Origin of the sequence: Brevundimonas sp. EYE_349 (genome assembly GCF_023147505.1) — a bacterium.
GTDB lineage: Bacteria > Pseudomonadota > Alphaproteobacteria > Caulobacterales > Caulobacteraceae > Brevundimonas.
Window position 1 is genome coordinate 42,134 of record NZ_JAHXPB010000008.1, and the last position, 21,756, is coordinate 63,889.

A 21,756-nucleotide genomic window follows, 5' to 3' on the forward strand; every position below is an offset into this window, starting at 1 on the left:
GCTTACGCCATGAAGAAACTGTTCGAATTTCGAGCGAAATTGTCTGGCTGGGTTGCATCCGTCGCGGATTGGCTTGCTCCCAATCCTGCGGCTGATGAGGACAAGTCCAGATTCGTCGACCTCGCCCCAACCGACAAAGCGGACGAAGCAGGCATATATTCAGCGGCGTTGACGGAGGCGACCAACAATCCCCGCGTGATGAACATCGCGCTTACCGGACCCTACGGGTCAGGCAAGAGCAGCATCGTAAAATCGTTCCTGAAACGCTATAAGCGCCCGGCATTGCAGATCTCGTTGGCGGCGTTCATGCCCGAGGCCGTACCCACTGGTATGGCGGTCGGAAGACAGGAAATCGAGCGCAGTATCCTTCAGCAGATGCTCTACGGCGCCGACGCCAATCGCCTGCCGCTGTCCAGGTTCAAACGCATCCAGTCGCCCGGCCGATGGTCCGGGATCATGAAGACGCGGAACATCATCTCGTCGTGGAGTAGAGAGACAGGCTTCTTCGGTGACAGCATTCGCATTAATTTATTCAGGAAATAGGTGCAATCGACCAAGGTGTGCGGATGCATCATGTTAGCTTGCGCCCGCCTGAGCAGCCCTTACGCCGAGGTTAGGCTAGGCTGATGCCGATGCGTGTGCCGGCGACAAGGGCAGTTTAGCTACGGTGGCGGTACGGTTGCCGCCAGAGCACGATCTCTGACCGTGTGAGTCAGTGAGGCGCTGACTCAGACCAAGCCAATGACGTCTGCTTGTCGGTTGGAAATCAATGTCCACTATTGGCGGATTTCGTTGAAAAGGCGGCTGCTGAGATCGCCGCCAGTGACGGACGCTGCGGTTTATTCTCGCCTCACGCGGTCGCCGGCGTCGTTGGTGGGATCAGTTTGGCCATTTTGCGCAGGTTCTGGGCGGTGGCGGCGAGGAGGAACTCGTCCTTGGCGCCGTTGGGGCCTCTCAGGCGCAGTCGGTCCAGCTTCAGGATGCGCTTGAGGTGGGCGAACAGCATCTCGACCTTCTTCCGTTCGCGCCGGGAAACGACGTAGGCGTCGGTCTTGGCGATGTCGCGGGCGAAGTCCCGGGCGCCTTCGTGGATTGAGCGCGTGACCTTGCGCATCGGCGTGTTGGGGCAGCAGCGAGGCTTGAGGGCGCAGGCCCGGCAGTCGGCCGTGCTGGCGCGATAGCGCAGGGTGTCATCAGGCGGCGCCTGGGTCCGGGGCGTCGAGAAGACGCGCCGACCGTGGACCAGCGTCTTGCCCGCCGGGCAGCGGTAGAGGTCCTGGGCGTGGTCATAGGCGAAGTCGCTGCGTGAGAAAGTCCCGTCGACCCGCTCGGATTTGTCGATGACAGGGATGTGGGGCTCGATGCCCTGATCGTGGACCAGCCAGTCCAGCATCTCGGCCGAGCCATAGGCCGTGTCCGCCGCCAGCCGGGCAGGCCACAGATCATGATGCTCGCGCGCACGCTCGATCATGGTGCGGGCCGCCGTCACCTCAGCCTGGCGCACCGCCGTGCACGGCTCGACATCGACGATGATCGCGTGGTCCAGGTCGATCAGATAGTTCGTCGCATAGGCGAAAAAGGCCAGACCCTTGTTGGCGCCGGTCCAGCGCGAGGCCGGGTCGGCTGGCGAGATGAACTTGGGCGTCACCGGGGTGGCGCCGCCGAAGGCTGCGTCGTCAAGCACGGCCAGATACTCGTCGATCGCGCGGCTGGCGGCCTCGGGCGGCAGACCTTCGTCGCCGGGCACGCAGCGCTGGCGGTTGGCGTCAGCCTTGATCAGGCTCGCATCGACGGCGAAGCGCTCACCGCCGACCAGACCCTCGGCCATGCAGCGGCGCAGCACCGTCTCGAACAGTTCCAGCAGCAAGTCGCTGTCGCGGAAGCGGCCATGGCGGTTCTTCGAGAAGGTCGAGTGGTTCGGCACGTCGCCGTCCAGGCCCAGCCGGCAGAACCAGCGATAAGCCAGGTTCAGGTGGACTTCCTCGCACAACCGCCGCTCCGAGCGGATGCCGAAGCAGTAGCCGACCAACAACATCCGGATCAGCAACTCTGGGTCGATCGAGGGGCGACCGATGGTGCTGTAGAACGGCGCCAGATGCGCCCGCAGCCCGTCCAGTTCCACGAAGCGATCAATCGCCCGCAACAGGTGATCCGCCGGCACATGCCGCTCCAGCGAGAACTCGTAGAACAGGGCTGACTGATCGACCCGCCGTTCGCCCATCATCGCCGCACCTCCGGTCTCAACGACCAGAGTGAATGAGCGCGGCGCCCTCATGCCAATTGCCGGAGGCTGCCTTTTTCAACGAAATCGGCGCTTGGCAGACTTCGCTGCACGACCGTCGATCGGTCGTGAAACGCTACCGCTAACTTCAGCCCCTCCCCCGATCGTGCAGTGGCTTCGTGGCGCAAGGATTCAGCGACGTCCTTATCACGCTCGACCTACGCAGTTCGATGTTGAGCCATATCAACAGCTTTCGTCACTTGCCGGCTCGTTAGCGTCGTTGATCTACAGATAGCTGGAAAGTCGATCCGCCCATCCAGGCACTTCGAGACATGGATTTGGCCCTCCCGCACCGCGACAACTCGACACTATCAGATGTTTGACAAAAGATATGCTTCTAGGACGCCCTATGAGTGTCCGCTCTGAACAAACGCGCGCCGAACTCAATGACGGGATTGCCGCCAAGATCGCGGCATTCAAAGAGGTTTTCATACCTTACCCGATCCATATGTCGCTGCACGTCGAGCTGGACTACCTGCAAAAGCTCGGCCGACAGACCGTGGGTCAGCCACAGATGGGGCTGCGCGTATTGGGTCCTACGGGATCCGGCAAAACATCCGCCATTCTGGCCTATATCGCCGCTGTGGAGCGGAGACGGCCTAGAACAGCGACATTCGTCCCTGTCCTGAAGGTGGATTTGGAGCGCGGATCGACACCCAAAAAGTTCATGATGTCGATACTCCAGGCATATGGGGATCTGCACGCCGGTCATGGCAATGAGCTGGCCCTAAAAATCCGCGTCTTTGCCTGCTTCGAGCGGTTCGGGACTGAGCTGCTCATCGTGGATGAGTTCCAGCACCTCAACTATCGCAACGGGGTCAAAAACGATGTGACGGATACGCTGAAGGGCATGCTCGACGCCGGCATTGTCCCGATGGCCTTTCTCGGAACAGAGGAAGCCTCGCCCATGTTCGTGCGAAACCTACAGCTCAACGGACGCTTGCTGCCTCCTTGCGACCTGATCGACCCGTGTCCGGCGACGTCGTAATCTAGTGGCGTAACTGGCAGAGGCCGCCATGCGGCGATGGCCGCACGGGCCTCTTCAAGAACGTCTGGCGCGAACCGGCCGACTGCGTCGTCGCAGAGCTTCAGAAACCGCCGCTGCAGCCGCTCAAGGGTCAGGTCGCCATAGCCGAGGTCTTGGCTGTCCTTACTTACAAGGACCGGCGGCGTTGGGCAGGAGGCGATCCAGTCCCGATAGTCGTCCGGGCTCTCGCCTTGACTGAGGATCAGGACGGTGAATGGAGCGACATCCGGAATCGGTTGGGATCGGATCGCTCGAGGAGACTGGGGGTGGACCTCCAGCGGTGCCGTACCGCACAGACGTCGGGACAAAAAGCCAGCATGGTGCTCCGGCATGAAGTCAAGGATGGTCGTAGGCAGGCAGGAGAGCGCACCCAAATAGGGACTAGCTTCGCACAGCTGAAGCGAGAAACCCGCCAGAGGGGTCGCCTCTTCAGGCCGCCAATCAGGTACGGTCGGGACATAAACGATAGTCGTCAGAATGCGTTCGAGCATGGCCCAAGCCTAGCTGGACGTCCGGCATCGACAAAGCTGATGTGCGATTATCTCAGTTCGTTGCAACACATCTCGCAGACGCATCGAAGTCTAAGAGTTGGCAATATCTGGTGTTAGCGCTGACCTGCGACGACGTCCTCCCTAAATCCAAATCGACTGAGGCACTGTTAAGTGGTCAGCTAACATGCGGGCGGAAAAATTGAGCGGGTTTTCAACCAGCGCCTGAGCCAATCTTAAGTGGTCCCGACACACTCCCTGTCAAACGAAAACGGCGGCCCCGGAGGGCCGCCGCGTCGGTCTTGGAGCAATCCTGAAAGATCAGGTGACCTTCTTGGCGACGGTGACGCCGAGCACCAGGAAGACCGCGAAGACGATCAGGGCGACGACGAACAACAGTTTGGCGATGCCGGCGGCGGCGCCTGCGATTCCACCAAAGCCCAGCAGGCCCGCCACCACGGCGATTACTGCGAAAATCAAAGCCCATTTCAACATTGCGTTCTCCTTTGACTGCAGAACGACAGCGGCGGGACGGAGTTCCGGCGGCGCTCGCGAATCGTGGACAGAACGTCGCGGGGACGCAGGACGGGGATGGACGGCGCGCCTCCCCTCCCCTTCTGAGGGCGGTCCCCCTATATGGCGGGCCTAATCGCTTTCGGAGTTTTCACCATGGCCTATGTCGCCCGCACCGACCGACCCGCCGACAAGGCGGCGCGCTATCATGAGGTCGAGGCGGAAATCCTGGCCGTGCTGGATGGGGAGCCGAATGTCACGGCGCGGATGGCGACGGTCGCCTCGATGCTGGCGGATGCGTTCGAACACTATTTCTGGACCGGCTTCTATGCCGTGGCGCCGGACAGGGCGGACGAACTGGTGGTCGGGCCTTATCAGGGAACGCTGGGCTGTCTGCGGATCGCCTTCGGGCGCGGGGTTTGCGGGGCGGCGGCGGCGACTGGGCAGACGCAGTTGGTCGAGGACGTTCATGCCTTCCCCGGCCACATCGCCTGTGACAGCCGTTCCGCCAGCGAGATCGTGGTTCCGGTGCGGGATGCGTCGGGCGCCCTGATCGCCGTGTTCGACGTGGATGCGACGACCCCGGCCGCCTTCGACACCGAGGATCAGATTGCGCTGGAGCGTCTGATGGCGCGGGTGTTCGCGACCGGTTGATCGCGTGATGGGCGACTCTATGGTTCCTGGCGACAGGGAGGATGCGATGAGCCGGCGGACGATGGCGATTACGGGCGGACACGGCGTCCTGGGGCGGTCGGTGCTGGAAGCGGCGCTGAACGCCGGGTGGCAGGTCGCCGTCATCGACCATGCTGGAGGCCACGCTGTGCCGCACGGCGTGCTGGAGGTCGGCGGGATCGATCTGACCGACGCCGATCAGGCGCAGCGGGCCGTGGATACGGTGATCGCACGGTTCGGACGGCTGGACGCCCTGCTGAACATCGCTGGCGGTTTCGTCTGGCAGACGACCGACGACGCCGCCCCGGCTTGGGACCGTATGCACGCCCTGAACGTGACCACGGCGCTGAACGCCAGCCGGGCGGCTCTGTCGGCGCTGAAGGCCTCGCCCGAGGGCCGGATCGTAAACGTCGGCTCGGCCGCCGCGCTGAAGGCCGGGGCCGGCATGGGGGCCTATGGCGCGGCCAAGGCAGGGGTCCACGTCCTGACACAGGCGCTGGCCGAAGAGCTGAAGACCACATCCGTCACCGTCAATGCCGTCCTGCCCTCCATCATCGACACGCCCGCCAACCGAAAGGACATGCCCGACGCCGACCCGGCGACCTGGGTCGCGCCGGCCGATCTGGCGGCGGTGATCCTGTTCTTGGCCTCGCCCGAGAGCCGGGCCATGACCGGCGCCCTGATCCCCGTGACGGGCCGGGTCTGATGCGAAGCGAACGGGTTCGCAGCGTCCTTTATCTGCCCGCCTCCAATGCGCGGGCGATCGAGAAGGCGCGGACACTGGATTGCGACGTCGCCTTGCTGGACCTGGAGGATGCGGTGGCGCCCGAGGCCAAGGCCGCAGCGCGCGACGCCGCCGTCGCCGCGGTTCGGGGCGGCGGGTTCGGGCCGCGCCTGGGGGTGCGGATCAACGGGCTGGACACCGAGTGGGGCTTGGACGACCTGGCGGCGATGAAGGCGGCGGGGGCGTCGCTGGTGGTCGCGCCCAAGGTGGAGACGCCTGAGGCCGTCCACGCCCTGTCCTCCGGCCTCGCCAAGAGTTGCGCCCTGTGGGCCATGATCGAAACGCCGCGCGCCCTGATGGCCCTGGCCGACATCGCCACGGCGGACGGGGCGCTGGACGGACTGATGCTGGGGGTCAACGATCTGGCCAAGACGCTGGGGACCGGGGCATCGGCGGATCGCGAGCCGTTCAAACCCTGGCTGGCGATGCTGGTGGCCGCCGCGCGGGCCAACGGACTGCTGGCCATCGACGGCGTGTTCAACCGGATCGACGACACGGAGGGCCTGGCGGCCGAAGCGGCGCAGGGCAAGCTGTATGGGTTCGACGGCAAGAGCCTGATCCATCCGTCGCAGATCGCGGCCGCCAACGCCGCCTTCTCGCCGTCCGAAGCCGATATCGCGCAGGCCCGCGCGGTGGTCGCCGCCTTCGCCGAGCCGCAGGCAGAAGGTCAGGGCGCGATCCGCGTGGACGGAGCCATGGTCGAGCGGCTGCATCTGGAACAGGCCAGAGCTTTGCTGGCGCGGGCGGAAGGCTGACCACCGTCTGCTCCCCACTCGCGGGGAAGGGGACCGGCCCCGGGTCTAGCCAAAGGCGAGCCCGAGGACAGGCGACGCGGTAGAGGGGCTTTTGAGCGCTCGTGATGCGGTGAGACCCCCTCCGTCTCTTCGCTGCGCTTCGAGCCACCTCCCCATGAAATGGGGAGGTGACAATGGGATCGGACCTAGCGGGTGCGAGGCAACCGCCCTAAACCTCGCGTCGAACCTCAGCGGACCCGCCTTGCCCCTCCCCTCTGACACATCTGCAAGAATCCCGGCCTGGGTCTGTGCGCCCGGCGTGCTGAAGGTTCCGTTCCTAAACGTCTTCCTGGCCGACTACGACCTGCGGCGACTGCCGGGTGATGACATCAAAGCCGTGCTGGGCTGGGGGATGAAGCCGACGGCGGCGACGGGGCGAAGGTGGGCGCAGAAGAACGGGCGGCCCTATGTGGCGCTGGAGGACGGGTTCCTGAGGTCGGTCGGGATCGGCGAGACGGGGGCGACGAGCCTCAGCCTGATCGTCGATGATCTGGGAGTCTATTACGATGCGACGCGACCCAGCCGGCTTGAGCATCTGATCCAGACGGCCGACGACTGGTGCGACGCGGCGATGATCGCGCGGGCGGGCGGGCTGATCGACCGGATCGTGGCGTCAGGCGTGTCCAAGACCAATATGGGCGGGCCGCTGGATCCGGGCCTGCTGAAGCCCGGCCGCCGCGTGCTGATCGTGGACCAGACGTTCGCGGACGCCTCCATCGCCCACGGGCTAGCCACGGCGCAGAGCTTCGACGACATGATCGCCGCCGCCCGACGCGACGAGCCGGACGCCCAGTTGATCGTGAAACGCCACCCGGCCGTGGCGGCGGGCAAGAAGCGCGGCTGCGTGACAGACCTGACAAGCGTCACCCTGGTCGATACGGACGTGCGGCCCGCCGACCTGCTGGCGGCGGTGGATGCGGTCTATTGCGTCACCTCGGCGTTGGGGTTCGAAGCGCTGTTGCGGGGGCTGCCGGTGCGGTGTTTCGGGGCGCCCTTCTATTCCGGGTGGGGCCTGACGACCGATGCGGTCCAGACGGGACGGCGCGACGTGGCGCGGTCGATCGAACAGATCGCCGCCGCCGCCCTGATCGCCTACAGCCGCTATGTGGATCCTGTGACGGGCCAGCGATGCGAGGCCGAACAGGCGCTGGAGCGGTTGATCGCCCTTCGCGACCGGGCCGACCGGCTGGCGGGGTCCTGGTCCGCGGTGGGGTTCGCGCCGGCCAAGCGCCCCCCAGTGCGCCGTCTGCTGAACTCGCCCAAGGCGTCAATGCGTTATTTCATGTCGCCCTCGCGCGCCGCCGCCCATGCGAAGACGACCGATGGCCGCCTGATCTGGTGGGCGGGCAAGGAGAGCGAGGCGACACGTCAGGCCGCGGCGGCGTTCACCGGGCCCACGGTGCGGATGGAGGACGGCTTCATACGCTCGCGCGGGCTCGGGTCCGATTTCGTCGGCGCGCTGTCGGTCGCCCTGGACGATCAGGGCGTCTATTACGACCCGTCGCGGCCCTCGCGGCTGGAGACCCTGATCGAGACCTCGGACCTGTCGCCGCTCCAACTGGCGCGGGCCGCCGCCCTGCGGACGCGCGTGGTCGATGCGGGCCTGTCGAAATACAATCTGAAGGGTCAGGCGCCGACCGGGTGGCCGGTTGATCGCGATATCCTGCTGGTCGTCGGTCAGGTCGAGAACGACAAGTCGATCCTGCTGGGCTGCCACCCCGATCTCAACACCAACTCGGCCCTGGTGGAGGCGGCGCGGCGCGATCACCCGAACGCCTTTCTGGTCTATCGCAATCACCCCGACGTGCTGGCGGGCAACCGGCCGGGGCGGCTGGACGCCGGGGCCATGGCCTCGGTCGATGCGGTGGGTGACGGGCTGGACATCGTGGACTGTCTGAACGCATGTCGGCGAGTGGCGACCTTGACGTCCCTGACCGGGTTCGAGGCCCTGATGCGGGGCAAGGCGGTTTCGGTCTATGGGCGACCCTTCTATGCTGGCTGGGGCCTGAGCGACGACCGGCTGACGTTCAAGCGCCGCAGCCGCCGCGCCAGCGTCGATCACCTGATCCACGCCGCCCTGATCGCCTATCCGCTGTATGTCACGCCCGAGGGCTGGCCGTGCGAGGCCGAGGATCTGGTGGACCGGCTGATCGCCGCGCGCGAACAGCCGACGCCCAAGGCGCCGCGCGGTCAGGTGCAGCGCTGGGCCGCCGGGATCATCGCCAGTCTCGACCGCAGGCCGCCGCCGTCCTATTAAGGGGGTTCGTAAAGGAAACCCGCTTCCAGTGTCCAAAGCCGTCATCGCCGCCACCGGCCTTTTCACCCCCGAACAGTCGGTCTCCAACGCCGAACTGGTCGATAGCTACAACGCCTGGGCCGATGGCTGGAACGCGCGCCACGCCGCCCAGATCGAGGCCGGCGAACTGGAGGCCAAGGCCCACTCCTCGCCCGAGTTCATCGAGAAGGCGTCCGGGATCAAGAGCCGCTTCGTGCTGGACAAGGCCGGGATCATCGACCCCGAGCGGATGGCCCCGAACCTGGCCGAACGCTCCAACGACGAACTGTCGATCCTGGCCGAGATGGCGGTGAAGGCCGCGCGTCAGGCGATCGAAGCCTGGGGCAAGCCGGTGTCGGAGATCGGGGCGGTCCTGTGCGCCGCCTCGAACATGCAGCGCGCCTATCCCGCCATCGCGATCGAGGTGCAGCAGGCGCTGGGGATCGAGGGTTTCGCCTTCGACATGAATGTGGCCTGCAGTTCCGCGACCTTCGGCATCAAGACCGCGGCCGACTTCATCGGCGGGGGGGCGGTCAAGGCCGTGTTGATGGTCAACCCCGAGGTCTGTTCGGCCCACCTGAACTTCACCGACCGCGACAGCCATTTCATCTTTGGCGACGTGGCGACGGCGGTGATCGTGGAATCGTCCGAGACGGCCGGACCGGGCGGCTGGGACCTGCTAGGCACGCGGCTGAAGACGACCTTCTCGAACAATATCCGCAACAACTTCGGCTTCCTGAACCGAAACGCGCGCGACACCGCGCATCTGGACAGCCCCGTAGCCGACGACAGCGTCCAGAACGACAAGTTGTTCATCCAGCAGGGGCGCAAGGTGTTCCGCGACGTGGTGCCGATGGTGTCGGACATGATCGTCGATCATGCGGACGAACTGGGCGTCGATCCCCACGGCCTGAAGCGGCTGTGGCTGCACCAGGCCAACATCAACATGAACACCATGATCGGCAAGAAGGTGCTGGGGCGCGAGCCCTCCGCCGAGGAGAACGTCATCATTCTGGACGATTACGCCAACACCTCTTCGGCCGGGTCGATCATCGCCTTCCACCTGCACAACGACGGGTTCGAAGCGGGCGACACGGGCCTGATCTGCAGCTTCGGCGCCGGCTATTCGGCCGGCGCCGTCTTCGTGCGTAAACGGGCCTGAGGCGAAGAAATTGGGGTCAGCCGGCCGAGCGCGGCCGGTCGGATGGGCCGACTTGCATTCCCCGGCGCGCCGGATGCGGTCATGCGCTCTAAGGAATTTTTCGGAGCATTCTCGCTTTAGAGAACCAAATCGCCTGACCCGCGTTATGTCAGGTTAATTCGCATCCATGCTGATTCTCGCGCGGCGACGCTTGAAACTGTCACAAGTTTTTGTCACCCATTCGCCTGTCGAGAACAGGGGATATCCCAGATGGCTCACACGACGCCTAAGCAGGTGCTGGAAAGCTTGGCCAAAGACATCGCCGCCGTGCTGAAAAGCATGGGCGGTTCGGCGCATCAGAACATGGTGGTCGATTGCATCGCCGCCATGCGGCGCCAGCGCGGCGAGGCGGTCAATCCGCCCGACTTGCGCAACAAGATCATCGAAGCCTTTGAACAATATCGCGACTGGTTCGTGCGCCCGTTCGGCGAAGGCTCTCAACGCTGGGCCCTGGCCGGCGACTTCGCCTGACATCGCGGCCCTGAACGCAAAAGGCGCGCTCCTTGCGGAGCGCGCCTTCGTCGTTTTGGCTGACCCTAAAGATCAGAAGCGACGGATGTAGCTGACCGAATAGGCGTCGGCCTTGCCCGCGTCGTCGCGGTAGTCGCGGCGGGTCCAGTCGGCGCGCACGCCGTTCACGCCGTCCACGAAATAGTTGGCGCCCGCGCCATAGTTCCAGCTGTCGCCGCCGACGTCGGTATTGGCGCCCGGGAACTTCTGCTTCAGCTCGGTGTGGCCGTAGCCGCCGCGCGCGAACAGTTCCAGCTTGTCGGAGACCGGCACCTTGCCGACCACATAACCGGCCGCGTCCCACTCCTGCTTGATCTCGCCATCGACGCCAGCGACGGTGAAGTCGTCATGCTTGACGCCGACCGAAGCTTCGGTCTCGACGGCCAGGTAACGGTTGAGGTTCACGCCCAGACGACCCGTGACGGCGCCGGTCGTTGCATTGTCACCTTCAAGATGAGTGTAGCCCAGCGAGCCGTAACCACGCGGCTCGGGATTGGTTTGAGCAAATGCCGGCGCGGCGATTGCGGAAACGGCGACAGCGGCGAGAATAATGTTACGCATTGTTTCTTATTAACTCCTAGATGTGATGACCAGGCCGATCATCAGCCCCATCCAGCGAGTGCTTAAATAGGTCAGCCACTCATCTGTTCCAGAGGCCGTAAAACACTACCAACGCCTGTGGATGCCAAGACACATACGCCGTTCCGTCAAGGTTGGCGGTTTTGTGACAGAAAAAAGGGCGGCCTCCGCAGAGACCGCCCTTTATTTCTTTCCCCGTCATCCTCGAGCTCGAGCCGAGAATGACGGGTGTGTGAAGCCTCAGCGGTCTTTTTCCCGTTCGATGTCCAGCGCCGCCTGCGCTGCCGCCAAACGCGCGATCGGCACGCGGTAGGGTGAGCAGGAGACGTAATCGAGCCCGGCCTGTTCGCAGAAGGCGATCGACGACGGGTCGCCGCCGTGTTCGCCGCAGATGCCCAGCTTCACCTCGGGCCGCACGACGCGCCCCCGCTCGGCGGCGATCTCGATCAGGCCGCCCACGCCGTCCTGGTCCAGACGCACGAAGGGATCGGTCTCGAAGATGCCCTTGTCCAGATAGGCCTGCAGGAAGCGCCCCGAGTCGTCGCGGCTGATGCCGAACGTCGTCTGGGTCAGGTCGTTGGTGCCGAAGCTGAAGAACTGGGCGTATTCGGCCAGATCGCCGGCGCGGATGGCGGCGCGGGGCAGTTCGATCATGGTGCCGACCAGATAGTCCACGCTGTCGCCGGCCTCTTCGAAGACGGCCTTGGCCGTGCGGTCGGTCAGTTCGCGCAGATATTTCATCTCCAGACCCAGGGCGACCAGCGGGTGCATGATCTCCGGGATCGGCGCCAGACCGGATGTTTGCTTGACCTCCAGCGCGGCCTCCAGCACGGCCCGGACCTGCATCTCATAGATTTCGGGATAGGCCACGCCCAGGCGACAGCCGCGATGGCCCAGCATGGGGTTGGTCTCGTGCAACTCCTTGGCGCGGCGCTTCAGCTTGTCCGCGTCGATGCCCGAAGAGGCGGCCAGGGCGTCGATATCCTCGTCCGTATGCGGGATGAACTCGTGCAGCGGCGGGTCCAGCAGCCGCACCGTTACCGGCAGGCCCGCCATGATCTCGAACAGCTCCACGAAGTCGGACTTCTGGAACGGCGCGATCTTGGCCAGGGCCGTGCGGCGACCCTTTTCGTCGTCGGCCAGGATCATCTCGCGGACGGCGGCGATGCGGCTGTCGTCGAAGAACATATGTTCGGTGCGGCACAGGCCGATGCCCTCCGCGCCGAAACCGCGCGCGGTCTTGGCGTCCAGCGGGGTCTCGGCGTTGGCGCGGACCTTCAGGCGGCGCACCTTGTCGGCCCAGCCCATCAGGGTCTGGAAGTCTCCGGTCAGTTCCGGCTCGATCATGGCCACGGCGCCGTCCAGCACCTCGCCCTTCGACCCGTCGATGGTGATGACCTCGCCGGCCTTGAAGGTGCGGCCGCGCGCGGTGAAGACGCCCTTGGCCTCGTCGATATGGATTTCGCCGGCGCCGGAGACGCAGGCGCGCCCCATGCCGCGCGCCACGACGGCGGCGTGGCTGGTCATGCCGCCACGCGCGGTGACGATGCCGCGCGCCGCATGCATGCCGTGGATGTCTTCGGGGCTGGTTTCCTCGCGCACCAGAATGACCGCCTCGCCCAGACCGGCCAGACGTTCGGCCTCATCCGCATCGAAGACGATCTTGCCGGTCGCCGCGCCGGGCGAGGCGGGCAGGCCCGCCGCCACCACGCGACGTTCCGCATCCGGGTCCAGCGTCGGGTGCAGCAGCTGGTCCAGAGCTGCAGGCTCGACGCGGCTGATGGCCTCTTCCTGAGAAATGACGCCCTCTGCGGCCAGATCCACCGCCACCTTCAGCGCCGACTTGGCCGTGCGCTTGCCGTTGCGGGTCTGAAGCATCCACAGACGGCCCTGTTCGACCGTGAACTCGATGTCCTGCATGTCGCGGTAGTGGCTTTCCAGCTTGCCGACGACTTCGACGAACTGGCCGAACACTTCCGGCATGGCTTCTTCCATCGAGGGGGCGGTCTCGCCCATCTCCTCGCGGCCGATCTTGGTCAGGCTCTGCGGCGTGCGGATGCCCGCGACCACGTCTTCGCCTTGCGCGTTGATCAGGAACTCGCCGTAGAGGCGCGCCTCGCCGGTCGAGGGGTTGCGGGTGAAGGCCACGCCCGTCGCCGACGTCTCGCCCATGTTGCCGAACACCATCGACTGGATATTGACGGCGGTGCCCCAGCTTTCGGGGATGTCGTGCATCCGGCGATAGAATTTCGCCCGATCGTTCATCCAGCTTTCGAACACGGCGCCCACGGCGCCCCACAACTGGTCCTTGGGGTCCTGCGGGAAGGCGTGACCCAGCTCGCGCTCGACCACGGCCTTGTAGTCGGCGACCACCTTTTCCCAGTCGGACGCGCTCAGGTCGGTGTCGACGGTGACGCCCAGACGGTCCTTGTGCTGGTCCAGCACCTCTTCGAAATCGTCGTGGCTGAGGCCCAGCACCACGTTGGAATACATGGTGATGAAGCGGCGATAGGAGTCGAAGGCGAAGCGGCGGTCGCCCGACAGCTGGGCCAGCCCCTCGACCGTCTGGTCGTTCAGACCCAGGTTCAGGACGGTGTCCATCATGCCCGGCATCGACGCCCGCGCGCCCGAGCGCACCGAGACCAGCAGCGGATTTTCGACATCGCCGAACGTCTTGCCGACGATCCCTTCCACCTTCTCCAGCGCCGTCTGGACCTGGGCCTCCAGGTCGGCGGGATAGGTTTCGCCATTGGCGTAATAGTGGGTGCAGACCTCGGTCGTGACGGTGAAGCCCGGCGGCACCGGCAGGCCCAGCGACGACATCTCCGCCAGATTGGCGCCCTTGCCGCCCAGAAGGTTCTTCATCGACGCATCGCCGTCGGCGGAGCCTCCGCCGAAGCCGTACACCCACTTGGTCATCTTGCAGTCCCTGAGCTTTGTCGGATCATGCGGCGGGTTCTCCCCGCTCGCACATGCAGCATGATCTAGCGCGGGCGATCCGGCTTGGCCATGGCGGATGTAACAATGCGTGACCGGTCGGGCGGTTTCTTGACGTCATCGTCTCCTCCCCATGAAATGGGGAGGTGGCTCGGAGCGCAGCGGAGAGACGGAGGGGTTCTTGACGCACGAAGGCTCCGTCTCGCGCGCCCGCATTCTGCGTTGCGCCCTTACGCCACCCGAAGCGCGGCTTTGGATCCGCCTGCGTCGTCGCGCTCTAGCCGGCATGAAGTTCCGTCGCCAGCATCCGGTCGGCATCTATGTGCTGGACTTCTATTGCGCGGAGGCGATGCTGGCGGTCGAAGTGGATGGCGAAAGCCATGAGGGCCGGGGCGAGCACGATGCGCGAAGGACGCGCTGGCTTGCGACCCAGGGCATTGCGGTCATCCGCGTCTCGGCGGAACAGGTGCGGGTGGACTTAGGCGACGTTCTCGATTTCATCGCCGACAAGGCGAGAGAGCGCATTCAATGCTGACGCATCCGTCTCCTCCCCATTCCATGGGGAGGTGGCGCGGCGCGCTTGCGCCGTGACGGAGGGGTTCTTCACCCCATCGCAGCGGTGGGACGTCAAGAGCCCCTCCACCGCTGCGCGGTCCCCCTCCCAACAAGTGGGGAGGAGACGATGCGGCCCCTATCCCGCGATCTGACCGAAGTCGGCGACCTGGCCCATCACGCCGCGCACCTGGCCCAGCAGTTTCAGGCGGTTGTCGCGTTCCTCGGCCACGTCGGAGTTGACCATGACGGCCTCGAAGAAAGCGTCCACCGGGGCGCGAAGGGCGGCGAGCGCCGTCATGGCGGCGGCGAAGTCCTCGGTGTCCAGCGCCGCCTCGACGGCCGTGCGGGCGGCGCCGACGGCGAAGGCCAGGGTGATCTCGGCCTCGGGCTGGTTCGGCAGGCCGGTCTGGACCATTCCGGTCGGCAGCGGTCCCTTCTTCTCCTCGGCGCGCAGGATGTTGGAGGCGCGCTTGTAGCCCGCCAGCAGATTGGCCCCGTCGTCCGTGGCCAGGAAGGCGGCCAGCGCCTCCACCCGACGCACGATGCGGACCAGATCGTCGTCGCCCAGAGCGAAGACGGCGGCGACGAGATCGTGGCGCTGGCCTTGATCGCGAAGGAGGACGGTCAAGCGGTCGGCGAAGAAGGACGCCAGTTCTGACCCAAGGGACAGCTTATCGACCTGGCGATCTACCTTGCCCTGACTTGTAATGAGCGCAATCGCAGGAGCAAAAGCGTCGTCGGCTAGAGCAAGCCGGATCTTGTTATTCAGAATTAGACGAACCACCCCAAGCGCCGCACGGCGCAGCGCGAACGGGTCCTTCGATCCCGTGGGCTTTTCGTCGATGGCGAAGAAGCCGACCAATGTGTCCAGCTTGTCGGCCAGGGCGACGGCGACCGTGACGGGCGCGGTCGGGACCGTGTCGGCGGGGCCTTGGGGCTTGTAGTGGTCGCGCACGGCGTCGGCGATCGCGTCAGAATGGCCGGCGAGGCGGGCGTAATAGCCGCCCATGATTCCCTGCAGTTCCGGGAATTCGCTGACCATGCCCGACAGTAGGTCGGCCTTGGACAGGCGGGCCGCCATCTCGGATTCGTCAGCGTCGGCGCCGACCAGCGGCGCGATCTCACGGGCCAGGGCGGCGATACGCTCGACGCGCTCGGCCAGGGTGCCCAGCTTGGCGTGGAAGGTGACGCCGGACAGTTTGGCGTTCCAGGCGTCGAAGCCGACCTTCTGGTCTTCATCCCAGAAGAAGCGGGCGTCGTTCAGGCGGGCGCTCAGCACGCGGCTGTTGCCGGCGGCCAGGGCCTTGCCGCCGTCGGTCGCCTCGACATTGGCCACGACCAGGAAGTTGGGGGCCAGGCCATCTTTCGACGGATCGCGGACGGCGAAATACTTCTGATGCACCTTCATCGACAGTTGGATCACTTCCGGCGGCAAAGCCAGGAACTGCGGGTCCATGTCGCCAAGGATCGGCGTCGGCCATTCGGCCAGACCCGCCACCTCGTCCAGCAGGCCGTCGTCGTCGACCAGCACCAGCCTGCGCGCGGCGCAGGCGGCCTTGGCCTGTTCCAGGATACGCAGCTTGCGGTCGGCCACGTCGATCAGGACGAAATTCTTCTCCAGCTGGGCGCGGTAGTCGGCGAAGTCGCTGACCCGCAAGGGTGCGCCCGAACCCAGGAACCGATGGCCCTCCGTGATCGCATCGGACGCGATGCCGTCGATCTCGAACGGGACCACCGCCCCGTCGAAGACGCACAGGATGCGCTTGATCGGCCGCACCCAGCGCAGGGTTCCGACACCCCAGCGCATCGACTTGGGCCAGGGGAAGGCGCGCACCATCTGATCGACCGTCTCGGCGACCAGATCGGCGGTGGCGCGGCCCTTGGACGACAGGACGGCGAACAGGACGCCGTCGCGCTCCACCAGCTGTTCGCGGGTCAGGCCGGTCTTGCGCAGGAAGCCTTCCAGCGCCTGTTCGGGCGCCGAGGCCTTCGGCCCCTTGACCTCGTCCTCTCGGTCGGGCGTGGCGGCAGGCAGGCCGTCCACCACCAGCGTCAGGCGACGCGGCCCGGCATAGGTGGTCAGAGCATCCCAGGTCAGGCCAGCGGCCTTCAGACGCTCGGTCGCCATACGCTCCAGATCGCGCGCGGCGCCCTGCTGCATGCGGGCGGGGATTTCTTCGGAGAAGATTTCGAGGAGAAGCTGGGGCATCAGGCGGTTTTCCGCTCTTGTTCGACGTAAGCGAGGGCGCAGGCTTTGCAGAGTTCGCGGATGCGGCCGATGTAGCTCTGGCGTTCCGCCACGGCGATGGCGCCACGCGCATCCATCAGGTTGAACAGGTGGCTGGCTTTCAGAACCTGGTCGTAGGCGGGCAGGACCAGCGGCTGGCCCTGGGGTCCGGTCATGGCCAGAAGCCGCGAGACCTCCGACACCATGTCCTCGAACCGGCGCTTCAGACCATCCACGTCATAGCCGTGGAAGTTGGCTTCCGACTGCTGGCGCTCGTTCTCCAGGAAGACCTCGCCATAGGTCAGCCCCTCCTTGGTGAACTTCAGGTCGTACACATTGTCGACGCCCTGCACATACATCGCCAGACGCTCCAGCCCGTAGGTCAGTTCGCCCGACACCACGTCCACCTCGATGCCGCCGACGCCCTGGAAATAGGTGAACTGCGTCACCTCCATCCCGTCGCACCAGACCTCCCAGCCCAGGCCCCAGGCGCCCACGGTGGGGTTTTCCCAGTCATCCTCGACAAAGCGGATGTCGTGCAGTTTCGTGTCGATGCCGATGGCGGCCAGCGACCCAAGGTACAGCTCCTGCAGGTTGTCCGGGTTCGGCTTCAGGATGACCTGGTATTGATAATAGTGCTGAAGCCGGTTCGGATTCTCGCCATAGCGGCCGTCGCCGGGGCGGCGGCTGGGCTGGACGTAGGCGGCCTTCCAAGGCTTCTGGCCCAGGGCGCGCAGCACCGTCGCCGGGTGCAGCGTGCCCGCCCCCACCTCTATGTCATAGGGTTGCAAGATGGCGCAGCCCTGATCGCCCCAATAGCGGTGAAGGGTCAGGATCAGGTCCTGAAACGCGAGCGGCTCAGTCGGGGTGGTCAAATCGGGCTCGGGAGGGGCTGCAAAAAAGACGGCGGACCATAGGGCCCGCCGCCTCTCGCTTCAACACGCTGCGCCCGCCCATTTGGCGGCGGGCGAAACCCGGCCGGTCCTATTTCGGGTTCGGAGCGGTCTGGTCGCCGGCGTCCGGGGTCGGATCGACCTGGCCATCCGTCGGATTCTGGACCGGGGGCGAGGCGGTGGTGGTGGTGGTCGCAGCCGGTTCGCCAGTCGGCGCCGTGGGGGCCGCAGCGCCGTCGCTCGCTTCGGGCGGAGCGGCTGCGTCGGCCGGGGCGGCGGCTTCTTCGTCGCCCATGGCGGCCATGGACTGGGCCGGGTTCAGCACCTTGTCGATGGGGAAGACCGCGCCGTTGGAGGCGTCAAGCTCGGCGCTGACCACGGTCGCGCCATCCGCCTTGATGGCAGAGCCGGTGCCGTCCAGCAGGATTTGGCTGTCCGCGGCGGTCGGCACGCCGCCCTTCTTGCCCTGGATCTGATCGGGCGTCACATCAGCGACGATGACATGATAGAGCAGCAGCTGGCGCAACTCGGCCGCATTGGCCGGGTCCATCAGGCGGGTGCGATCCGCCTCGGGCAGTGCGGCGAAGGCCGCGTCCGTCGGAGCGAAGATCGAGATGGCCGGGCGGCTAGCCAGGGTATCGGTCAGTTGGGCGGCGTCCAGGGCGGCCAGAAGGGTGGTGAACTGACCGCTGGATTTCAGCACATCGACCACCGTCTCGGCGGCGGCGGGCGTGGCCTGGGTCGTGGCGGTTCGGGCGGGCGCGACCTCCTGCATCACGGGCGCGGCAGCGGCGGGCGCTTGATCCGGCGTCTGAGCCGGCGTTTCCGCAGGCGCCTGCGTCGGGGTGACGGGGGCGGTTTCCTGGGCGAAAGCCGGGGCGGCCATCAGGGTGGCCACGGCGGTCGCGGCAAGCAGTTTGGCACGAAGCATGACGATATCCTTTTTCTGTTTGAGGATCGTCATCGGCAGAGAGACGATCCGTTCCAGTCATCGGAACTGTCATGCCCAAGTCGGAGACCGGCGGTCCGGTTCCGAGATTTCGTTACAAACCGTAACTCCTGTGATCATCGCGGCGAGACCTGGGCGAATGCTGGACCAAATGCGTCATATCGCCAGCATTCGGCCATAAGACTGAGGCGTTACTGCACAGCCAGTCGGGTCGACTGAACCCAGGCGGTCGGATGAGCTTCGGCCAGAAAAGCCGACGCCGCCTCGGCGGCATCGACGTTCGGATAGAGGCCAAACACCGTCGCGCCCGAGCCGGACATCCGCGTAAGGGCGATATCTGGCGTGGTGGAGACCGCGCGCAGGGCGCCGGCGATGGCGGGCGTCAGGGCCAGAGCCGGCGCCTCAAGGTCGTTGCGCTGGCGCGACAGCCAATCGATCACGCCGCCGATGCTCCAGTCGATAGGCGGCGCCGGGCGATCCGCCGCCGCGACGGGCCCGGCGTCATAGGCCCGATAGACCTCGCCGGTAGGCGACGTAACGCCGGGATTGAACAGGACGGCCGGCAGCGGCGGCAGCCGCGGTTCGTCCGTCAGGACGTCGCCCCGCCCTTCGGCCCAGGCGGTGCGCATCCTGACGCACATGGGGCCGTCGGCGCCGACGACGGTCGCCACCGTCTCCAGCCCTGCATCGTCGATGTCGAGCGCCAGCACGTCGCGCGCCAGCTTCAGCGCCGCGCCGGCATCCGACGATCCGCCGCCCAGGCCCGCCGCGATGGGCAGGCGCTTGTCCAGAACGACCTTCAGCCCCGGTTCGCCCGCGCCGACCGTCTCGCCCAGTCGACGCAGCGCGCGCAGAATAAGATTGTCGTCAGCGCCCGATAGGCCAGCGGCGAACGGGCCGACGACGTCAAGCGACAGCCGCGCGGCCGGTTCGACGGACACCCGGTCGCCCACGTCGGCGAAGGCCACCAGACTGCTGAGCGGATGATAGCCGTCCCCGTCCAGGGGCCCGACATGCAGGAACAGATTGATCTTGGCCGGGGCCAAGGCGGTGCGGACGGTCATGGGCGCTGACTAACCCATGACCGGGCGCATTTCATCCGTTCATCCCCGCGAATGATCGGAGATCAGTTCGAGACGCCGCTGGTCGAAGCAGGCTTGTCCAACCCATCGGCGATCTTGCGTTCGACCTCGACGCGGCGTTCGTCGTCGGGGTTCAGCACCAGGACGCGGTTCCACAACCAGACGGCCTCGCGCTGGCGGCCGACCTTCCAATAGGCGTCGCCCAGGTGGTCGTTGATCTCAGCGTTGGCCGGCTCCTTGTCCACTGCCTCTTCCAGGGTGTTGACCGCGACGTCGTACTGGCCCTGTTTGAACTGGGCCCAGCCCAGGGAGTCCTGGATGTTGCCGTTGTCGGGTTCCAGCGCGTGGGCGCGGGCGATCATGGCGGCGCCCTCTTGCACGCGCAGCCCCTTGTCCACCCAAAGATAGCCCAGGTAATTCAGCATGTCGGCGTCGTTTGGCGCGGCCTGAAGCGCGGCCCACAGCTCGGCCTCGGCCTCGGTCGTGCGGTTCAGGGCCTCATAGGCGGCGCCGCGCAGGAAGTGGACGTTGGCGCCCTGATCGGCGGTGTTCAGCACCGGCCCGTCCAGCAGGGTCAGCGCCTCTTCATGCTGTTTCAACTGCATCAACTGCCCCGCCAAGACCAGGGCGATCTGGCGATTGTCGGGGCTGGCGGCGAAGGCGCGGCGCAGTTCGGTCAGGGCGTCGTCCGACCGCCCCTCTTCTTCCAGACTGACGGCCATCTGGGCACGGGCGGCGGCATAGAGCGCCGCGTCCTCGGTCCCGATGCGCGACAGGGCGGCGCGGGCGGAGCTTTTCAGCCCGGCGCGGGCCAGGACCTGGGCCAGCTGATATTCGGTCTCGTCGTCGGGATAGAGGTTCTGGGCAAGGCGCAGATAGACGGCGGCGAATTCGTTGCCCCGCTCGGCCGAGGCCTGGGCCGCGGCGGTGACCAAGGCCTGGGACGCGCCTTCGCGCAGATCAGGCAAGGCAGGAGGCCGACCGCCGGCTTCGGCCCGTTCCAGGGCGCGCGTCACGCCGGGATCGACCGGCTGAACCGCCGTCGCCGCGCGATAGAGGGTGATGGCGTCATCACGGCGACCGCGCCGCTCCATGAACTCGCCGTAGGGGCGTTTGAACAGGGCGCCGATGGTCGGCGCATCGGCCGCCGCTTTCAGCTCGACCTCGGCCCCGGCATAGTCGCGGCGGCGCTCCAGCAGGGATGCGCGGTTGATGCGAGCGAAGGCCAGGGTCAGCGGATCGCCGGCGGTCGGAGCGGGCTGAAGCGCGCGCGTCCAGTCATTGGCGGCGGCCGCGATCCATGGCGCGACCAGCAGACCCGCGCGGGCGTGGGGCGCGCCGATCGGCTTGGCCGCCAGGGCGGCGTTGGCGGCGCGGGCGTCGCCGTGGGCGTAATCCTGAACCAATCGAACCAGCCGCCCGCCCTCGACGAAGGCCGGAGACGCCGTGGCGTCGGTCGGGGCCAATGCCGCCGCCACGTCCAGATCGCCGGTCAGCAGCGCCGAGGTGAAGGCCTGTTCGCGCACGCGCGGCTGTTCCGGCGTCAGCCGCTCGGCCCGGGCCAGATAGTCGGAGCCTTGCGCGCCCTCCCCCTGCATCAGGGCCAGTTTGCCGGCCAGATACAGACCATAGGCGCTGCGGCCCTCGGCGTTTGTCGGGATCGGCGCCCAGACGGCCGGTATCGCCGGGGCGGCGGGCGTTTCGGTGATGACGATGTGGGGATCGGACGCGGCGCCCTGAGCCGGCGAGGTCGTCTGGCCGGGAATGGGTTGGCCCGGCTCCAGGATCACGGCCGGCGGATGGGTCTGGGGCGTTGGGGCGGCGGGCGCGGCGTCCTGCGCCCCCGCCTGTCCGGCCATGGCCAGGGCGACGACGGTCAGGGAGGCGGAAATCAGAGTCGAGCGGCGCGAACGAGAGGCGATCATGCCGCGACCCTTCACGCTTTCCCCCTCCCCCGCAAGAGGCTGGATGATTGCTCCTCCACTCCGC

The 21,756-nt window shown here is 66.2% G+C and carries 18 protein-coding genes; 9 read left to right on the forward strand and 9 right to left on the reverse strand.

What is annotated here, in order from left to right:
• The first annotated feature begins 9 nt into the window (after positions 1-9).
• Positions 10-543 (forward strand): hypothetical protein, encoded by a 534-nt coding sequence (locus tag KZX42_RS14220; RefSeq protein ID WP_248120312.1) that lies wholly within the window; start codon positions 10-12, stop codon positions 541-543.
• A 307-nt stretch (positions 544-850) separates the two neighbouring features.
• On the opposite strand, the gene KZX42_RS14225 is transcribed toward KZX42_RS14220, so the two are convergent.
• Complete coding sequence (locus KZX42_RS14225) at positions 851-2,224, reverse strand: transposase (protein WP_248120520.1); 1,374 nt, start codon at positions 2,222-2,224, stop codon at positions 851-853.
• Between the two features lie 406 nt (positions 2,225-2,630).
• Between KZX42_RS14225 and KZX42_RS14230 the strand changes: the two genes are divergently transcribed.
• Positions 2,631-3,269 carry an ATP-binding protein gene (locus tag KZX42_RS14230; RefSeq protein WP_248120314.1) on the forward strand — a complete coding sequence of 213 codons (639 nt, stop codon included), beginning with the start codon at positions 2,631-2,633 and terminating at the stop codon, positions 3,267-3,269.
• Between the two features lie 848 nt (positions 3,270-4,117).
• Here KZX42_RS14230 and KZX42_RS14235 read toward each other — a convergent pair.
• The gene (locus KZX42_RS14235) at positions 4,118-4,291 is read right to left on the reverse strand and encodes a DUF1328 domain-containing protein (protein WP_248120315.1); all 174 of its coding nucleotides are present in this window, start codon (positions 4,289-4,291) and stop codon (positions 4,118-4,120) included.
• A 174-nt stretch (positions 4,292-4,465) separates the two neighbouring features.
• On the opposite strand from KZX42_RS14235, the gene KZX42_RS14240 reads away from it, so the two are divergent.
• From KZX42_RS14240 to KZX42_RS14265, 6 genes are all read left to right on the forward strand, one after another.
• The gene (locus tag KZX42_RS14240; RefSeq protein WP_248120317.1) at positions 4,466-4,963 is read left to right on the forward strand and encodes a GAF domain-containing protein; all 498 of its coding nucleotides are present in this window, start codon (positions 4,466-4,468) and stop codon (positions 4,961-4,963) included.
• Positions 4,964-5,009: 46 nt separating this feature from the next.
• Positions 5,010-5,687, forward strand: a complete 678-nt coding sequence (locus tag KZX42_RS14245) for an SDR family NAD(P)-dependent oxidoreductase (RefSeq protein ID WP_248120319.1) — start codon at positions 5,010-5,012, stop codon at positions 5,685-5,687.
• Complete coding sequence (locus tag KZX42_RS14250; protein ID WP_248120320.1) at positions 5,687-6,520, forward strand: CoA ester lyase; 834 nt, start codon at positions 5,687-5,689, stop codon at positions 6,518-6,520. Before KZX42_RS14245 ends, KZX42_RS14250 begins: the two co-directional genes overlap by 1 nt.
• A gap of 241 nt (positions 6,521-6,761) precedes the next feature.
• Positions 6,762-8,816, forward strand: coding sequence for a capsular polysaccharide biosynthesis protein (locus KZX42_RS14255; protein WP_248120322.1), 2,055 nt, complete (start codon positions 6,762-6,764; stop codon positions 8,814-8,816).
• Positions 8,817-8,844: 28 nt separating this feature from the next.
• Positions 8,845-9,996 carry a beta-ketoacyl-ACP synthase III gene (locus KZX42_RS14260; RefSeq protein ID WP_248120330.1) on the forward strand — a complete coding sequence of 384 codons (1,152 nt, stop codon included), beginning with the start codon at positions 8,845-8,847 and terminating at the stop codon, positions 9,994-9,996.
• Between the two features lie 249 nt (positions 9,997-10,245).
• Positions 10,246-10,506, forward strand: a complete 261-nt coding sequence (locus KZX42_RS14265; RefSeq protein WP_248120332.1) for a hypothetical protein — start codon at positions 10,246-10,248, stop codon at positions 10,504-10,506.
• Between the two features lie 72 nt (positions 10,507-10,578).
• On the opposite strand, the gene KZX42_RS14270 is transcribed toward KZX42_RS14265, so the two are convergent.
• A complete protein-coding gene (locus KZX42_RS14270) occupies positions 10,579-11,106 on the reverse strand; it encodes a porin family protein (protein ID WP_248120334.1) in 528 nt (175 codons plus the stop codon).
• A 258-nt stretch (positions 11,107-11,364) separates the two neighbouring features.
• Positions 11,365-14,043, reverse strand: a complete 2,679-nt coding sequence (gene ppdK / locus KZX42_RS14275; RefSeq protein WP_248120336.1) for a pyruvate, phosphate dikinase — start codon at positions 14,041-14,043, stop codon at positions 11,365-11,367.
• A gap of 199 nt (positions 14,044-14,242) precedes the next feature.
• Between ppdK and KZX42_RS14280 the strand changes: the two genes are divergently transcribed.
• Entirely contained in the window at positions 14,243-14,596 is a 354-nt protein-coding gene (locus KZX42_RS14280) for a DUF559 domain-containing protein (RefSeq protein WP_248120338.1), read from the forward strand.
• Positions 14,597-14,752: 156 nt separating this feature from the next.
• Here KZX42_RS14280 and glyS read toward each other — a convergent pair whose 3' ends face one another.
• The 5 genes from glyS to KZX42_RS14305 all read right to left on the reverse strand — a co-directional run bounded on the left by glyS (position 14,753) and on the right by KZX42_RS14305 (position 21,692).
• Complete coding sequence (gene glyS, locus KZX42_RS14285; protein WP_248120340.1) at positions 14,753-16,825, reverse strand: glycine--tRNA ligase subunit beta; 2,073 nt, start codon at positions 16,823-16,825, stop codon at positions 14,753-14,755.
• Positions 16,825-17,718, reverse strand: coding sequence for a glycine--tRNA ligase subunit alpha (locus KZX42_RS14290; RefSeq protein WP_248120342.1), 894 nt, complete (start codon positions 17,716-17,718; stop codon positions 16,825-16,827). The genes glyS and KZX42_RS14290 overlap by 1 nt, the downstream gene beginning before the upstream one ends.
• A 109-nt stretch (positions 17,719-17,827) precedes the next feature.
• Positions 17,828-18,667, reverse strand: a complete 840-nt coding sequence (locus KZX42_RS14295) for a fasciclin domain-containing protein (protein WP_248120344.1) — start codon at positions 18,665-18,667, stop codon at positions 17,828-17,830.
• A gap of 209 nt (positions 18,668-18,876) precedes the next feature.
• Complete coding sequence (locus KZX42_RS14300; RefSeq protein WP_248120346.1) at positions 18,877-19,749, reverse strand: 4-(cytidine 5'-diphospho)-2-C-methyl-D-erythritol kinase; 873 nt, start codon at positions 19,747-19,749, stop codon at positions 18,877-18,879.
• Between the two features lie 62 nt (positions 19,750-19,811).
• A complete protein-coding gene (locus KZX42_RS14305) occupies positions 19,812-21,692 on the reverse strand; it encodes a tetratricopeptide repeat protein (protein WP_248120348.1) in 1,881 nt (626 codons plus the stop codon).
• Positions 21,693-21,756 lie beyond the last annotated feature (64 nt).